Here is a 16,180-nt window from a genome sequence, read left to right as displayed (position 1 = left end):
GAACGGACACTCATCTCGCCCCAATCACCTCACCTACCTCACGCACCCCCCCATACAAGGAAGTATTCGTCCATGACCCTGTTCAACGTTCAGCCGGCCCGCCGCATCGCCTCCGGCTTCCATCCGGATCCCACCATCTGCGAGACCCCGCAGGGCACGTACCTGATGGTCAACAGCTCGTTCGAATACTTCCCCGGACTGCCGGTCTTCGAATCCGAGGACGGCGAGCACTGGCGCAAGATCGGCGACGCGATGAACCGCCCCGAACAGTTCCCGTACGAGACGATGGACAACAGCCAGGGCATCTACGCGCCCACCCTGCGCTGGCACGACGGCACGTACTACCTCATCGTGACCAACGTGAACAAGGGCAACATGATCCTCACCACCGAGGACCCGCACGCCGGCTGGTCCGACCCGATCTGGGTGGACGGCTGGCCCGGCATCGACCCCAGCCTGTTCTTCGACGACGACGGCACCGCCTACATCTGCGGCAACGAGGGCGGCGAACCGGACGAGAACGGCGAGCGCGAACCCGCCGGCATCTATCTGTCGAAGATCGACGTCAACACCGGCACCGTGCTCACCAAGCGCAAGCGCATCTGCGGCGGCATCACCGGCTCCAATCCGGAAGGCCCGCACATGTACAAGCGCGGCGACACCTACTACCTCATGTGGGCCGAAGGCGGCACCGAATCCGGGCACATGGAGAACATCGCCCGCTCGTCGAGTCCGGAAGGCCCGTACGAGATGTACCCCGGCAACCCGCTGATCACCAACCGCTCCACGCATCTGACGCTGCAGGCCATCGGCCACTGCGACTGCGCGCACTTCGGCGACGACCGCACGCTCATGGTGTTCCACGGCACCCGCAACAACGACGAATACCCGGCCCAGGGCTGGGTCGGCCGCGAGCCGTACGCCGTCTGGTTCGACTGGAAGGACGGCTGGCCCGAGCTTGCCGACCAGTCGTACGACTGCGATCTCAACGGCCACGGCGACTCGCTGGAATCCGACGTCGAATGGATCACGCCCGGCATCGACGTGGACAGGCAGTACGTCGTCTCGTCCGGCCGCGCCGTCGCGACCTCCACCACCAACAACGTGACCATCGCCGTGCATGCGGCCGCGCAGTCGTTCGACCTGGCCCACGGCGCACCGATGATCGGCACCCGCCAGACCGACCTGCGGTTCGAGTTCGGCGCGACGCTGGCCGACGCCCGCGCGCTGACCCTCGGCGAGGCGGGCGTCGCCGTGTACGCCAACAGCCGCCACTACCTGACCATCGCCGTGCGCGCGTCCGACGCCAACGGGCTGATCCGTGTCAAGGCCACGGCCCACAACGCCGGGCTCGCCACCGTGGTGGGCACCGTGGCCGTGCCGGCAAGCGCCAAACTGCGTCTGGTCGTGCGCGGCGACGAATCCGGATACGACTTCGCGGTGGCCAACACCAGCGCATTCGCCGGCGGTGAGCAACTGCTCGGCCACGTGCCCGGCAAACTGCTGAGCTTCACCAACGCGGGCGGCTTCACCGGCATCCTGCTCGGCGTCTACGCGCACGGCAGCGGCGACGTCACCTTCGCCAACGTCCGCTACGACGTGTGATCATCGCAAAGGAGCATCACATGACACCTCAATTCGACACCTTCCTGTTCGGCGGCGACTGGAACCCCGAACAGTGGCCCGAGGAGACGTGGGAACACGACATCGAGATGCTCGAGGACGCCCACATCAACGAGGCCACCATCAACGTGTTCTCCTGGACGCTCCTGCAGCCCGGCGAGGACACCTACGACTTCACCATGCTCGACAGGATCGTGGCACTGCTGGTCAAGCACCATTTCAACATCGTGCTCGCCACCGGCACCGCCGCGCTGCCCGCATGGATGGTGCGCGAACACCCCGAGATCATCCGCACCACGTTCGAAGGCAAACGCCACGTGTTCGGCGGCCGTCACAACTTCTGCCCGAACTCCGCCTACTTCCGGGGCGTCTCCGGTAAGCTCGCCGGCGCGCTCGCCGAACGGTATGCCGGCACTCCTGGGCTCGTGGCCTGGCATATCGGCAACGAATACGGCGGCGGTGGCGGCCTGTGCTACTGCGAAAACTGCGCTGCGGCGTTCCGTGACTGGCTCAAGGCCAAGTACGGTTCGGTCGAGGCGCTCAACAAGGCATGGTGCGCGAACTTCTGGAGCCACACCATCGTGGACTGGGCGGACGTGGTGCCGCCGGTGGGCTACGGCGACGGCATCGGATCCGACTGGGATCCGAGGAAGTGCGTGGTCTCCGGCCTGCTCATCGACTACCGCCGCTTCCAGAACGAGTCCCAGCTCGCCTGCTTCACGAACGAACGCGACGCCGTGCGCGCGCATGACGCGGTGACGCCGATCACCACGAACCTCATGGGCACGTTCAAGGACCTCGACTACTTCACATGGGGCCGTGAGATGGACGTGGTCAGCTGGGACAACTATCCGGGCATGGGCATGCCGGCCAGCCGTGTGGCCATGAACCACGACCTCATGCGCGCCGTGGGTGGCGGCAAGCCGTTCATGCTCATGGAACAGACGCCGAACCAGCAGAACTGGTTCCCGTACTGCAAGGTCAAGCGCCCCGGCGAGGTGGCCGCCTTGAGCTGGCAGGCCGTGGCGCATGGCGCCGACACCGTGCAGTTCTTCCAGATGCGCCAGTCGATCGGCGGGTGCGAACGTTTCCATGGCGCCGTGATTGCACACGATGGCACCGAGGACTCCCGCGTGTTCCGCGAGACCGCCGCGCTCGGCGAGGCGCTGGGCAAGGTGGCGCCGCGCATCATGGGATCGAAGGTCCGTGCGCGTGTGGCCGTCATGTTCGACTGGGAGAGCTACTGGTCGCTCGAAGGCTGCGTGGGCCCCACCGCCGGGTTCGCCTACCCGGAGGAGATTCACCGATTCTACCGTGCGTTCAACCGCCGCAACATCGCCGTGGACATCATCCCCAGCACCACGCCCGCCGCCGAACTGGAACGGTACGCCGTCGTGGCGGCGCCCGCGCTCATCATGGTCAAGCCCGGCGTGGCCGAAGCCGTCGAAACGTACGTGCGTGGCGGCGGCCGGTTCATCACCGGCTACATGTCCGGCATCCATGACGAGCATGATCTGGTGATTCCGGGCGGATACCCCGGACCGTTCCGCGCGCTCGCCGGCGTGTGGGCCGAGGAGATCGACGCCATCGCGCCGGGGGAGACGATCCCGGTGCGCTTCGACGGGCGGCAGGCCGGGGAAGCGGCGGTTGCCGGCGGCTCCGATGCCGCGGACGAGACTTCGGGCCATTGCTGCGGGAATTGCACGGTCGGGAATGCCGATGCCGCAGGTGCCGGGAACGCCGGGAATGACGCCAGCGGCGAGATCGTCGCCAGCATCATGCACCTGGAAGGCGCCCGCGTACTTGCCACGTACGGCGGCGACGAGTTCTATGCCGGCACCCCGGCCGTCACTGCGAACGTGTGCGGCAACGGCGAAACCTACTACGTTGGCACCCCGCTGGACGAGCCTGGCATGGACGCGCTGATCCAGCCGATCGTGGACGCGGCGGGACTGACCTCGACCGTGACGCCGGACGGTGTGGAAGTCGCCGAACGATATGCGGACGACGGGCGCACGTTCACGTTCGTCATCAACCTGACCGACCGTGAACAGCACGTCTCGTTGCCCGCGCTGGCCGGTGCCGTCGACCTGCTGTCCGACGGGCGTGAGCTCGCCGCCGACTGCGCGCTGGCCCCCTACCAGGTGGTCGTGGCCGAACGATGAGCGTTGTACTGGCTCCCCTCTCTGAGGGGAGCTGTCAGCGAAGCTGACTGAGGGGAGCATTACACATGACGAACTCCCCTCAGTCTCACTCCGTTCGACAGCTCCCCTCAGAGAGGGGAGCCAGAAACGGTCACGAAAGAATAATTTCAATCTTGTTAAATCGTCGATCAATAAGGGTTGGCAAGACCCGCTAAGCTACTGAACAGAATGTTCACGTTCACGCTGCTGTGGAGATTGAAACGTGAAGGATTCGGTTCGGCGACGAGCTAAGGAGGACACATGGACAGCAAGCGCGTGCTGACATTCGACGTGGGATACCGCTTCATCCGTCATGCCGTGGTGACCGACGGCATGCAGGACGTGCCCTCCGCCTTCGCCACCCCCGCCGAGGACTCCGAAGCGCTGTTCGACGGCATCGCGAACGTGGTCCGCCAGCAGGGCGAATCGTTGGACGGCATCTCGCTGAGCCTGCCCGGATTCGTGGACGTCAAGCGCCAGCGCACCATCACCGGCGGCCCGGTCACCGCGCTGTACAAGCAGAACGTCGGCAAGGAACTGCGTCGTCGACTGGGCGACGATCTGCCCATCTGGGTGGAGAACGATGCGAACTGCGCCGCCATCGCCGAACGGTACGCCGGCAACGCGCGCAAGATGGACGATTTCGTGGTCTTTACCATCACCGACGCCGGCGTGGGCGGCGCGCTGTTCCTGGACGGGCACATCCGCCGCGGCCGCGACTGGCGCGCCGGCGAGCTTGGCATGATGATCACCAACTACCAGACGGAAGGCGCGCGCTCGCTGCATGAATACTCGTCCACGGACACGCTCAACAAGCGATACGCGGCGAAGTTCGGCGGTCCGTCCGAGATCGTGGTGCCCTCCAGCCTGCTGCGCCGCATGGATGACCCGGAAGTGCGTGGCATCGTGGAGGAATGGGCGCAGTACATCGCCGTGGGCATCTACAACGTGGTGGTTTCGCTGGATCCGGAATGCGTGCTGCTCGGCGGCGCCATCTGCCAGGAGACCGCGTTCCTGCCGCTCGTGCAGCGCTCGCTGGAGGAGATCCCGTACTGGAAGGACTTCGCCACGCCCGTCAAGCGCTGCCGCAACGTGAGCTACGCGGGCCTCTTGGGCGCATACTATGCGTTTGTGAATGAAGTGAAGTAGCAGGACGATATCGGATGGCATCGGCCTGCGGCCGATGGATTTTCCCGCAGCCTTGCGGCTGCTTCGCTGCTCTCCTTCCGGCGCTTCGCGCCACCTCCCTCGCCAGAGGGAGGCAGGACCTATACGAACCTTGCTGGGGAGCTGATAACGAAGCCGACTGAAGAATAGTGAGGCAGCCGAAGGTCGCTGGGAATACGGTATCGGGCGTAATACAACCGATACGATTCGGCCGATACCGTTTAGTTCTCGCGGGCCGTCAGGGTGAACGGCAGGAGGCATTGCTTGCTGGCCGGATCGTATTCGGAGGGGTCGCGGAAGCCCTTCCATAGGCTTTCCGGGAAGATCTCGTCGGAGAACGCCATCCATTCCTCCAGCAGGTTCACGGAATGGTCGGCGAGCCAGCGGTATTGCAGGCCGTCCATCGCGGACATCGAGAGCGTATAGAGGTGATAGAACCGCTCCTCGTCGTAGCCGTCCGGCAGGATCCAGTTCATCGATCCGATCTGCTCCCAATTGCGCAGGTGTCGGCCGATGAAGAAGCGGTGGGCGGGATGCGCCGGATTCAGCGCCTCGCCGTTGAGCATCGAGAACAGCTGCACCATTTCCGGGCGCTGCAGGTTGTAGAGCACCACGTTGGTGCAGTAGCGGGGGAAGCAATAGCAGTAGTGGCCGTCGAAATCGGTCACGGTGGAGGTGGTGGCGTTGTACTCGTCCGCCTCGGGCGTATCGTAGCCCTCGGCGAGCACCATGTTGAGCAGTTCGTTCTTCGAACGGATGTAATGGTAGAGCGCCGCCTCGGTGATGCCGATCTCGTCGGCGATGTCCTGCAGGGACATGCCCCAGAAGCCCTTGGAGGCGATGACCTTGACCGCGGCCTGCATGATCTGCAGATGCCGCTCCTCGGGGCTCATACGCTTGCGCTTTTCGAAGGTGGTGCCGGCAGTGGTGTCCCTCACCATGGCCTGATGGGTGGTCCGTGAAGCCGCGGGCCAGCTGCTCTGGTCCTTCAGGAACTGCTCCCATGCTGCGACGGGCATTGGTGACCTCCCTCCTTCGCGGGAATGTGTGCGTTCACATCGTGCAATAGTCTACCGCGAGCGGTGGCGGCGTTGGGATTGGCTGCGATGGCTGAGATCGGCGCCGGATAATCCCAGCCATCGCAGCGAGGGAAGCCGGCGGCGGAGCCGCCTGAGAGGAGCTGGCTCACTGTATGAGCATGTCTCCCCTCAGTCTCATTGCATTCGACAGCTCCCCCCGGCGAGGGGAGCCAGGCCCATACCTATCAATCAGTCGAAAAGACGGCCGAGCCAGTCGATGGCGAGCTTGGGCCAGACCTGGATGCAGGGGAAGATGTTGCCCTTGCCGCCCCACGCGGTCTCCTCGGTGCCGAGTGCAAGGCCGTGGCCGCCTTCGGGGAAGAGATGGGCCTCGACCGGCACATGCGCGGCCTTGCAGGCGGAGACGAGCATCAGGGTGTTCTCCATCGGCACGCAATCGTCGGGCACGGTGTGCCAGGCGAACACGGGCGGGGTCTTGGCGTCGATGTGCTTCTCGATGGAGAGCTTGTCGAGCCAGGCCTGGTCGTCCTTGCGGTCCGGGCCGAGCAGCGCGTCGAAGCTGCCGCGGTGGGCAAGCGGGCCGGAGGTGACGACGGGGTAGCCGAGCATGAGCGCGTTCGGGCGCACCTCGTCCGGGTCGTAGCCGTGGGCCTGTTCGTCCTCGTCGCCGGCGGTGGTGGCGAGATTCGCGGCGAGGTGGCCGCCGGCGGAGAAGCCGATCACGGCGATGCGCTCCGGGTCGGTGTGCCATTCGTCGGCGTGCGTGCGGATGAGACGCATGGCCTCGGCGGCCTCGAGCAGGGCGGTGGGGTAGAGGCTGGGCTTGCAGGAGTAGCGCAGCACGAATGCGTTGTAGCCCGCGCCCACGAATTTGAGGGCGATCGGCTCGGCCTCGCGGTCGGAGGTCATTTCGTAGCCGCCGCCGGGGATGACGAGCACGGCCGGACGCCGGCGGTTCGGATCGACCTCCGGGCTGTTGTCGATGACGTAGCCGGTGAAATGGGCCGGGGTGCCGTCGATGCCGGTGATGGTCTGGTCGATGTATTGCATGGGTTTCCTTTGGGGTGTGTTATGGCTCATCCGCAATTGCGGATGAGCCATCGACTGCGCTTTTCTGGTTCGACTATCGTCGAACCCTCACCTACAAACAATCCACTGGATTGTTTGCTTTACGGTTCGGCCCCTCAATGAGGGGAGCCATAAGCTAAACGGCTGATCAGAACGTGACGCTGACGTTCACGGTAGTCGTGCCTGCGGTCGGGACCGGGACCACGGTGCCGTCGATCGCCTGGCCGTCGACGGTGAGCGTGCGCTGGCCGGTGCGGTCGAGGGTGATGTGGTAGGTCGTGCCGCGGAACACGCGGGTGACGGTCAGGTGGGTGTACTCGGCGGGCAGGTGGGGCTCGATGGCGAGGCCGTCCAGGGTCGGGCGGATGCCGAGGAGGTACTGGGAGACGTCCACGAACGTCCACGCGGCGGTGCCGGTGAGCCAGGAGTTCTTGCCCTCGCCCGGAATCGCGGCCTCGGGGCCGGCGACCATCTGGCAGTAGACGTACGGCTCCACCTTGCGGATGTCGGACTTGTCCTCGAGCCAGGCCGGGCAGTTGCGGCGGTAGACGGCGAACGCCTCCTCGTCGTTGCCGGCCAGGGCGTTGGCGATGGAGACCCACGGGTTGTTGTGGCAGAAGATGCCGCCGTTCTCCTTGTAGCCGCGCGGATAGGTGGAGATCTCGCCGAGTTCGATGCGGTAGGTGGAGTACGCGGGCGCGAGGATCGCGGTGCCCCACTCGCAGGTCAGGCGATCGCGCACGGACTTGAGCGCGGCCTGGGCCTTGCCGTCGTCCAGACCGATGCCGGCCATGACGCACATGCCCTGCGGTTCGATGTAGATCTGGCCCTCGGTGTCGGTGTGCGAGCCGACCGGGCGGGAGTAGGCGTCGTAGGCGCGCACGAACCATTCACCGTCCCAGCCGGCGGTCTTGACGGCCTGGGTCATATCGTCGATGGCGGCGCGGACGTTCGCGGTCTCGGCGGCAACCTCGTCGGCGCTCATGCCGGTCGCCTCGCCGTAGTGGTCGAGGATGTCGGCGTACTGGCCGCCGTAGAGCACGAACATGCCGCCGATGAACACGGATTCGGCCACGCCGGTGTCGTTGTTCTCCACGGTCTGGAAGCTCTCGCCCGGAGTGGCGGAGAAGCAGTTGAGGTTGAGGCAGTCGTTCCAGTCGGCGCGGCCGATGAGCGGGAGCTTGTGCGGGCCGAGGTGGGTCATCGTGAAGTTCGCGGAACGACGCAGGTGCTCGAGCAGCGGGACCTCGGACCCCTCGACGTTGTTGAACGGGACCGGCTCGGTGAGGATCGAGGCGTCGCCGGTCTCGGCCAGGTAGGCGTTCACGCCGGCGATGAGCCACAGCGGGTCGTCGTTGAAGCCGCCGCCGATGTCCGCGTTGCCCTTCTTGGTCAGGGGCTGGTACTGGTGCCAGGCGGAGCCGTCCTCCATCTGGGTGGAGGCGATGTCGATGATGCGCTCGCGGGCGCGTTCGGGCACGAGATGCACGAAGCCGAGCAGGTCCTGGTTGGAGTCGCGGAAGCCCATGCCGCGGCCCATGCCGGACTCGTAGTAGGACGCGGAGCGGGACATGTTGAACGTGACCATGCACTGGTACTGGTGCCAGATGTTGACCATGCGGTCGAGCTTGTCGTCGCCGGACTCGACGCTGTAGATGCTCAGCAGGCCGTTCCAGTAGTCCTTGAGCTCGGCGAGCGCGGCTTCGACCTTGACGGTCGTGTCGAAGCGGGCGAACAGCTCGTGCGCGGGCTTCTTGTTGATGATGCCGACCTTGGCCGGGTCGTCCGGGGCCTCCCACTTCTGGTCGTTCGGCACCTCGATGTAGCCGAGCGTGAACACCAGCGACTTGGTCTCGCCGGGGGCGAGCGTCAGGCGCACGCGGTTCGCGGCGATCGGGTACCAGCCGTGGGCCACGGAATCGTGGGCCTTGCCCTCGGCGATGACCTGCGGGGTGTCCCAGCCGTTGAACTGGCCCAGGAACTCGTCGCGGCTCGTGTCGAAGCCGACGACCGGCGCGTTCACGCCGAAGAATGCGTAGTGGTTGCGGCGTTCCTTGAACTCGGTCTTGTGGTAGAGCAGGGTCGCGTCCTCGAGACGCTCGACCTCGACCTCGCCGGTGGACAGGTTGCGCTGGAAGTTGCTGGAGTCGTCCACCGCGTTCCACAGGCACCATTCGACCAGTCCGGTCACGTCCACGGTCTTCGGGGCGCCGTTGATGTTGGTGATGTCGAGGCGGTTGATCTCGGCCGCGGTGTGCAGCGGGACGAATGCGGTCAGTTCGGTGCGGATGCCGGCCTTGGTGGCCTCGAAGACGGTGTAGCCGATGCCATGGCGGCACTTGTAGCTGTCAAGCGGGGTCTTGACGGGCAGGAAGGTGGGGGAGAAGGTCTCGACCGGCGTGGCGTCCTGGCCCTCGCCGCTCATGACGCTCACGTAGTAGTTGCGCGCGCCGTTGTCGAACGGGACGTTGTTGTAACGGTAGCGGGTGATGCGGCGCAGCTTGGCGTCCTTGTAGAACGAGTAGCCGCCGCCGGTGTTCGAGATCAGCGAGAAGAAGTCCTCGTTGCCCAGGTAGTTGATCCACGGCAGGGGCGTCGCGGGGGTCTCGATCACGTACTCGCGGTTCGCATCATCAAAATGACCGTATCGCATGGGTTTCCTTTCGGCTGCTTCGTTGCTGCTGTGGCGCCGGCGGAGCCTTTCCGCGGTGCCGTGCATCTGTGCGTACGAGACCAGCATAGCACTTATTTATAAGGTTATAAATAAGGCGTGTGCGAGACGTGCTTGCGGTTGACGAATGCGCACGGGCGGTGGGCGGAGCCGGGTTGCCGGGGTGGCTGCGATGTCGACAAGCCGTGAGTGGCGCGAGGCGGAGGCGGCGTGTACCGCCATGCTTGCGGTCTTTTCAGTGCGGAAGAGGGTGCCTTCTATGGCGAAAGGACCGTCAATCGCGACGTCCGCGGTCTTTTCGGTACAGAAGACCTCCGTTCCTGTACTGAAAGGACCGCGAATGCCTGGATTTGAGGTCTTTTCGGTACAGAAGACGGTCATTTCTATGCGGAAAAGACCTCTGGAAGGTGGATTTGCATCCAGGATCTGATGGCATGGTGGTTCTGAACAAATTTCGACCACCGTCAACCTTGATGCCTTGTGGAGTGAAAGTGTGATTTGCGTCACGTTGCGCGATGGTTGTGAGCGTTAACAACGAACCGATGTCGGAAAATGGTCGGAATTGTGCGGTTCTTCGTGGGATGACGGGTTTGCCTTGGTCGGTATCGGGGGTATGGTGACACCCATGATTATTGCTTTGAAGGCTGCAGTGCCGCAGCTGCCGAGAACCAACGATGCCGCCGAGCAGGTGGTGGCCGTGGCCGAGACCGACTCGACCAACGCGCTCGCCGCGCGCATGATCGCCGACGGCACGATGCCGCTCGCCCCGACGCAGGACGGCACGCCCGCCATCGCCGTGGTGGCCGCCGACCGCCAGACCGCCGGACGCGGCCGCAACGGACATACGTGGGTGAGCCAGCCCGGCCGATCCTCCACGATCTCCTATGCCGTGAGGTTGCCGCGTGCGCTCGCCACCGACGGGACGCTCAACGGCTGGCTGCAGATGATCGCCGGACTGGTCACGCTGGACGCGCTCAACGGCGCGATGCGGGAATTCGGCGCCGAGCCGGACCATCCGGATTCGCTGCTGGAGCTCAAGTGGCCCAACGACATCTTCTGCCATGGCCTCAAACTGGGCGGACTGCTGTCCGAACTGGTACTGCTGCCTGAAACGGCGGGCGCGGACGGCGATGCCGATGGCGACGTCGCCATCGTGTTCGGCGTGGGCCTGAATCTCATGCTCGGCGCATGCCGCCTGCCCACGCCGCAGTCCACGTCGCTGCAGCTGCATGTGCACGACCTGCCCGCGTTCGGCGACCTGCGCGACGCCGTGGCCGCTCGCGAGGTGGCCGGCTTCCGTGAACGGCTGGCCAAGTTCGTGGCCGACCCGCACGGTCAGGCCGAACTGCTGCGCGAGGAGATGAAGGCCGTGTGCTGGGCGCGCGGACGCCAGGTCGAGGCTCACTTCACGGACGGATCCACGCTGACCGGCGAGGCGATCGGTCTCAACGAGGACGCCTCGCTGATCCTGCGCACCCCCCGACGGGATCGATCACACCGTGCGCACCGCGGACGTGGGTGTGCTGTAACAGACGTCGTCGGCGTCACGGTTGCCGCCGACGATCAGAGGAAAGAAAGAGAGATGGTTCGGGCCGCCCGGCGTATGCTGCATGGGCGGCCCGAATCATGAGATGAGGCGTTTTCGATGCGGCTCGGTGTGACTCGATGTGGCCTCAGCGGACTAGCCTGCTCAGTCCGGAAGCGGCCAGTGCGGCCACCACGGCCTTGACGATGTCACCGGCGACAAAGGCCATCGAGGCCAGCGCGACCGTGGCCAGCGGCACGCCCGTGAGCGCGGACTGTACGGTGATGCCGAAGAAGTACACCACCGCGACGCCGCCCACGAGGGCCGCCAGCAGATAACGGCCGGCGGTGAGCGCCGTGCGCGCGGCGGAGGAAAGGTCGGCCTTGCCGCGCAGCAGCGCGATGACGATGATGCCCGGAACCAGGCCGAACAGGAAGCCTGCGCTCGGGCCGACCAGCGCCATCGTGGAGGCGCCGCCCGCGAACACCGGCAGTCCCAGCGCGCCGGCGGCCAGATACAGCGCCGCGGCGGAGGAGGCCTGACGCCACGGCAGCATGAGACCGGCCAGCATCACCACGAAGGTCTGCAGCGTGATGGGCACCGGAGTGCCGGGAACCGGGATTTCGCCGGCCGCGGCCGCCAGCCACAGCAGCGCGGCGAACAGCACCGGCTTCCAGGATGCGGCCGCGATGCGGCGGACGGGCGAGATTGCGGAGGCGGCGGGTGCCGCGGTGTGCGAAGTCTGCATGATGTGTGATTCCCCTTTTGCGATGATGGATGTTCCGCGATGTGAGACGCGATGATTGCCTGAGTTGTGGCTCCCCTTTCCTCCGAAAGGGGGCCGTCGCTGGCGGCGGCCGAGGGGAGCCGGGATGGCGATGGAGCCTTCCCCCAACGATTGCCATCGTAGGGATGTTCGATTTCGTGCGGTTTCGTGCCAAGGTACAAAAATGTCGATCCCCGTTTGTCGCAAGTTGACGAATAAACCATTTACTGTCAACTTGCGAAGTGCGGGGAAGAGTGGTTTAAAAATGGCGTGATTTCAACGTTTTGACATCAGCTAGATTACGGTTACGTCGGCGAAACCTACGCGCTCGTTTGTTGCTAGCCTACAAAAGCCCATGAAACGTTTTGTGCGAACGGGTCTTGTCCCGGCCGTCGAAGCGCGCAAGAATTTGACGATATGGCTCAATCTGTCAAAAAACTGCTGATCGCGAACCGCGGCGAGATCGCGCTGCGCGTGGTGCGCACGGCCAAGGAGATGGGGATCAAGACCGTGGCCGTCTACGCCGAACAGGACCGCGACGGCCGCTATGTGGACATGGCCGACGAGGCGTACCTGCTCTCTGGCGACACCTACAAGGACACGTATCTCAACGAGGACCTGCTCATCGACATCCTGCACCGCACCGGTGCGGACGCCGTGCACCCAGGCTACGGGTTCCTCTCCGAAGTGCCGAGCTTCGCGCAAAAGGTCGAGGCCGCCGGCGCCGTCTGGGTGGGCCCGCACCACACCGCGCTCGTGGACCTCGGCGACAAGATCACCGCACGCCGCGTGGCCCTGCGCGCCAAGGTGCCGCCGGTGCCCGGCCTGTCCGAACCGGTCGAGGACATGCGCACGCTGCTCGACTTCGCGCACACCCACGGCTACCCGATCATGATGAAGCGCACCGACGGCGGTGGCGGCCACGGCATCACCGTGGTCCACGACGACGAGGAGCTGCGCCGCTTCTACACCAACCACGACGCGCTCCAGGGCGGCGATCTCAAGGAATACTTCATCGAGAAGTTCATCGACAAGGCCCGCCACGTCGAGACCCAGTCCGGCCGCGACTCCCACGGCGACTTCACCGTCTACTCCACCCGCGACTGCTCGTTGCAGCGCCGCAACCAGAAGCTCGTGGAGGAGGCCCCCGCCCCCTTCCTGCCCCAGGAGATCACCGACACGCTCGTGGAATACTCCCGTCGCCTGTTCACCACCGTGGACTACGTGGGTCTGGGCACCTGCGAATTCATGGTGACGCCCAACGGCAAGGTCTACTTCCTCGAGGTCAACCCGCGACTGCAGGTCGAGCACACCGTCTCCGAGGAGGTCAGCGGCCTCGACTTGGTGCGCGAACAGCTCGTCATCGCCTCCGGCGGCACGCTCACCCCGGCCCCCGAACCGCGCGGCCACAGTTTCGAACTGCGCATCACCAGCGAGGACCCGGCCAAGAACCTGACCCCGGGCGCCGGCACGCTGGAACGCATCCAATGGCCCGCAGGCCCCGGCGTGCGCATCGACACCGGCGTGGAACAGGGCGACACTATCTCCCCGAAATTCGATTCGATGATGGGCAAGGTGATCGTCACCGCGCAGGACCGCGCCGCCGCCGTGGCCCGCGTGCGCCGCGTGCTCGACGAACTCGTGATCGAGGGCGTGCCCACGCCGATCCCGCTGTTCAAGGAGATCTTCCGCAACGACGACTTCACCGCCGAGCATGGCCACCCGTTCGCCGTATCCACCAAATGGCTGGAGCGCACGTACCTCAACCGCGAGCCCGATTCCGCCCGTGCCGGACAGCCCGCGTCCCTCGCCGGTGCGGTGACTGGCACGGCCGGCGCGGCGTCGGGTGCCGCGGAAGCCGAGAAGGACCGCACCGAGACGTTCGTCATCGAGATGAACGACCGTCGCGTCAAGCTCACCGTGCCGCTCGACATCGTGGAGAACATCACCGGCTCCGCCCGCGCCCGCGGCGCCAAGCGCCCCACCCAGCCGTTGCGCGGGGCCGGCCTGCACAACGTGGCCGCGACCGGCCAGAGCGCGAACGACGGCGCCAAGTCCGGCGTCATCGCCTCGCCGATGCAGGCCGTGGTCACGCGCATCAACGTGTCCGAAGGCCAGCAGGTGGCCAAGGGCGACCTGCTCGTGGTGCTCGAATCCATGAAGATGGAGAACTACGTGTACGCGCCGGCGGCCGGCGAAGTGACCAAGATCTTCGTCGGGCCCGCTGATGGCGTGGAAGCCGGCGACACCCTCGTGACCTTGGACGTGACCAAGAAGGAGGCGACCAAATGACCGACATCATGGATTCGCCGGCCGTCAAGGCGGCGGTGCGCTCGGCCGCGGCCGGTGCCGGCGCGGGAACGGGAGCAGATCCGGCAGTCGCGGGCGATGCGCGCAACACCGCCGCACACGGCTCCTCCGACCCGGCGCAGCCCTCGGCCCACCAGCCCCTGAGAGCCGCCGTGGTCCGCGCCGCCGAGCTGGCCCGAGCCGCCGAGGAGCGCGCCCGCGACAAGCAGCACGCCAAAGGCAAGAAGACCGCGCGCGAGCGCCTCGACATGCTCTTCGACACCGGGACTTTCGAGGAGATCGGCCGCTTCCAGGGCGGCAACATCGCCGCCGGCAACGCGGGCGCGGCCGTCATCACCGGCTTCGGCCTGGTCTACGGGCGCAAGGTGGCCGTCTACGCGCAGGACTTCTCCGTCAAGGGCGGCACGCTCGGCACCGCGGAAGGCGAGAAGATCTGCCGTCTCATGGACATGGCCATCGACCTCAAGGTGCCGATCGTGGCCATCGTGGATTCCGGCGGCGCGCGTATCCAGGAAGGCGTGGCCGCGCTCACCCAGTACGGCCGCATCTTCCGCAAGACCTGCGAGGCCAGCGGATTCGTGCCGCAGCTGAGCCTGATCCTCGGGCCCTGCGCGGGCGGCGCGGTCTACTGCCCGGCCCTGACGGACCTCATCATCATGACCCGCGAGAACTCGAACATGTTCGTCACCGGACCGGACGTGGTCAAGGCGGCCACCGGCGAGACCATCTCCATGGCGGACCTCGGCGGCGGCGAGGTGCACAACCGCGTCTCCGGCGTGGCCCACTACCTCGGCGAGGACGAGTCGGACGCCATCGACTACGCGCGCACCGTGCTCGCCTACCTGCCCTCCAACGCCGAAAGCCAGCCGCCCGTCTACGCCTACGCCGCCACCCGCGCCGAACGCGACACGGCCAAGCGACTCGCCCGGATTGTGCCCGCCAACGAACGCCAGCCCTACGACATGCTCGACGTGATCCGCTGCATCGTGGACTACGGCGAATTCGTGCAGGTCCAGGAACTCTTCGGCGCCTCCGCGCTCGTGGGATTCGCCTGCATCGACGGGCATCCGGTGGGCGTCGTGGCCAACCAGCCGAACATCCGGGCCGGCATCCTGGACGTCGACTCGTCCGAGAAGGTGGCCCGGTTCGTGCGCCTGTGTGACGCCTTCAACCTGCCCGTGGTCACGCTCGTGGACGTGCCCGGATACAAGCCCGGAAGCGACCAGGAGCACGCCGGCATCATCCGCCGCGGTGCCAAGGTGATCTACGCCTACGCCAACGCGCAGGTGCCGCTCGTGACCGTGGTGCTGCGCAAGGCGTTCGGCGGCGCATACATCGTGATGGGCTCCAAGGCCATCGGCGCGGACCTCAACTTCGCGTGGCCCAGCTCGCAGATCGCCGTGCTCGGTGCGGCCGGCGCGGTGAACATCATCCACCGGCACGACCTGGCCAAGGCCAAGGCCGCCGGGCTGGACGTGGAGGCGCTGCGGGCCAAATACATCAAGGAATACGAGACCAGCACGGTCAACGCGAACCTCTCGCTCGAAATCGGGCAGATCGACGCGATGATCGACCCGGAGCAGACCCGCGAGGTGATCGTCGAATCCCTCGCCACGCTCGCCACCAAGCGTCGCGTGAAACGCACCCCCAAACACCACGGCAACCAGCCGCTGTAGCGCGGCGGAGCGACAGGGGGAATGCAATTCGGCTCCCCTCGCCGAGGGGAGCTGGCCGCGAAGCGGACTGAGGGGAGCCTATCCGAGATAGCCGTCACCTCGTCGCTCCCCTCAGTCGCCGACGGCGACAGCTCCCCTCAGAGAGGGGAGC

9 protein-coding genes and 1 pseudogene are annotated in these 16,180 nt (G+C 65.8%); 6 read left to right on the top strand and 4 right to left on the bottom strand.

The window, feature by feature from the left end; translation table 11 throughout:
• Positions 1-72 precede the first annotated feature (72 nt).
• From JS536_RS07365 to JS536_RS07355, 3 genes are all read left to right on the top strand, one after another.
• Entirely contained in the window at positions 73-1,605 is a 1,533-nt protein-coding gene (locus JS536_RS07365) for a glycoside hydrolase family 43 protein (RefSeq protein WP_214356408.1), read from the top strand.
• A 20-nt stretch (positions 1,606-1,625) separates the two neighbouring features.
• Positions 1,626-3,788: a beta-galactosidase gene (locus tag JS536_RS07360; RefSeq protein WP_214356407.1), complete on the top strand. Its 2,163-nt coding sequence runs from the start codon at positions 1,626-1,628 to the stop codon at positions 3,786-3,788.
• A 279-nt stretch (positions 3,789-4,067) separates the two neighbouring features.
• Positions 4,068-4,955, top strand: a complete 888-nt coding sequence (locus tag JS536_RS07355) for an ROK family protein (RefSeq protein ID WP_214356406.1) — start codon at positions 4,068-4,070, stop codon at positions 4,953-4,955.
• Positions 4,956-5,194: 239 nt separating this feature from the next.
• Here the strand turns inward: JS536_RS07355 and JS536_RS07350 are convergent, their stop codons facing one another.
• The 3 genes from JS536_RS07350 to JS536_RS07340 all read right to left on the bottom strand — a co-directional run bounded on the left by JS536_RS07350 (position 5,195) and on the right by JS536_RS07340 (position 9,734).
• The gene (locus JS536_RS07350; RefSeq protein ID WP_214304044.1) at positions 5,195-5,992 is read right to left on the bottom strand and encodes a TetR/AcrR family transcriptional regulator; all 798 of its coding nucleotides are present in this window, start codon (positions 5,990-5,992) and stop codon (positions 5,195-5,197) included.
• Positions 5,993-6,241: 249 nt separating this feature from the next.
• Positions 6,242-7,063 (bottom strand): alpha/beta hydrolase, encoded by an 822-nt coding sequence (locus JS536_RS07345; RefSeq protein WP_214356405.1) that lies wholly within the window; start codon positions 7,061-7,063, stop codon positions 6,242-6,244.
• Between the two features lie 166 nt (positions 7,064-7,229).
• On the bottom strand, positions 7,230-9,734 hold the full coding sequence (locus JS536_RS07340) for a glycosyl transferase (RefSeq protein WP_214356404.1): 2,505 nt from the start codon (positions 9,732-9,734) through the stop codon (positions 7,230-7,232).
• Between the two features lie 643 nt (positions 9,735-10,377).
• Between JS536_RS07340 and JS536_RS07335 the strand changes: the two are divergent.
• Positions 10,378-11,281, top strand: a pseudogene (locus JS536_RS07335) (biotin--[acetyl-CoA-carboxylase] ligase).
• A 144-nt stretch (positions 11,282-11,425) separates the two neighbouring features.
• Here JS536_RS07335 and JS536_RS07330 read toward each other — a convergent pair.
• Positions 11,426-12,025 (bottom strand): biotin transporter BioY, encoded by a 600-nt coding sequence (locus JS536_RS07330; protein WP_214356403.1) that lies wholly within the window; start codon positions 12,023-12,025, stop codon positions 11,426-11,428.
• A gap of 435 nt (positions 12,026-12,460) precedes the next feature.
• Here JS536_RS07330 and JS536_RS07325 point away from each other — a divergent pair, with 435 nt between their 5' ends.
• A complete protein-coding gene (locus tag JS536_RS07325) occupies positions 12,461-14,335 on the top strand; it encodes a biotin carboxylase N-terminal domain-containing protein (RefSeq protein WP_214356402.1) in 1,875 nt (624 codons plus the stop codon).
• A complete protein-coding gene (locus JS536_RS07320) occupies positions 14,332-16,029 on the top strand; it encodes an acyl-CoA carboxylase subunit beta (RefSeq protein WP_214356401.1) in 1,698 nt (565 codons plus the stop codon). Before JS536_RS07325 ends, JS536_RS07320 begins: the two co-directional genes overlap by 4 nt.
• Positions 16,030-16,180 lie beyond the last annotated feature (151 nt).

Origin of the sequence: Bifidobacterium sp. SO4 (genome assembly GCF_018555355.1) — a bacterium.
GTDB classification, from domain to species: domain Bacteria; phylum Actinomycetota; class Actinomycetes; order Actinomycetales; family Bifidobacteriaceae; genus Bifidobacterium; species Bifidobacterium miconisargentati.
The sequence above is the reverse complement of the archived record's forward strand: the minus strand, read 5'-3'. Positions and strand labels throughout refer to the sequence as shown.

Coding starts and splice junctions, on each gene's coding strand:
- JS536_RS07345 (WP_214356405.1), bottom strand. CDS start 7,063: ATGCAATACATCGACCAGACCATCACCGGCATCGACGGCACCCCGGCC.
- JS536_RS07360 (WP_214356407.1), top strand. CDS start 1,626: ATGACACCTCAATTCGACACCTTCCTGTTCGGCGGCGACTGGAACCCC.
- JS536_RS07325 (WP_214356402.1), top strand. CDS start 12,461: ATGGCTCAATCTGTCAAAAAACTGCTGATCGCGAACCGCGGCGAGATC.
- JS536_RS07355 (WP_214356406.1), top strand. CDS start 4,068: ATGGACAGCAAGCGCGTGCTGACATTCGACGTGGGATACCGCTTCATC.
- JS536_RS07330 (WP_214356403.1), bottom strand. CDS start 12,025: ATGCAGACTTCGCACACCGCGGCACCCGCCGCCTCCGCAATCTCGCCC.
- JS536_RS07365 (WP_214356408.1), top strand. CDS start 73: ATGACCCTGTTCAACGTTCAGCCGGCCCGCCGCATCGCCTCCGGCTTC.
- JS536_RS07320 (WP_214356401.1), top strand. CDS start 14,332: ATGACCGACATCATGGATTCGCCGGCCGTCAAGGCGGCGGTGCGCTCG.
- JS536_RS07340 (WP_214356404.1), bottom strand. CDS start 9,734: ATGCGATACGGTCATTTTGATGATGCGAACCGCGAGTACGTGATCGAG.
- JS536_RS07350 (WP_214304044.1), bottom strand. CDS start 5,992: ATGCCCGTCGCAGCATGGGAGCAGTTCCTGAAGGACCAGAGCAGCTGG.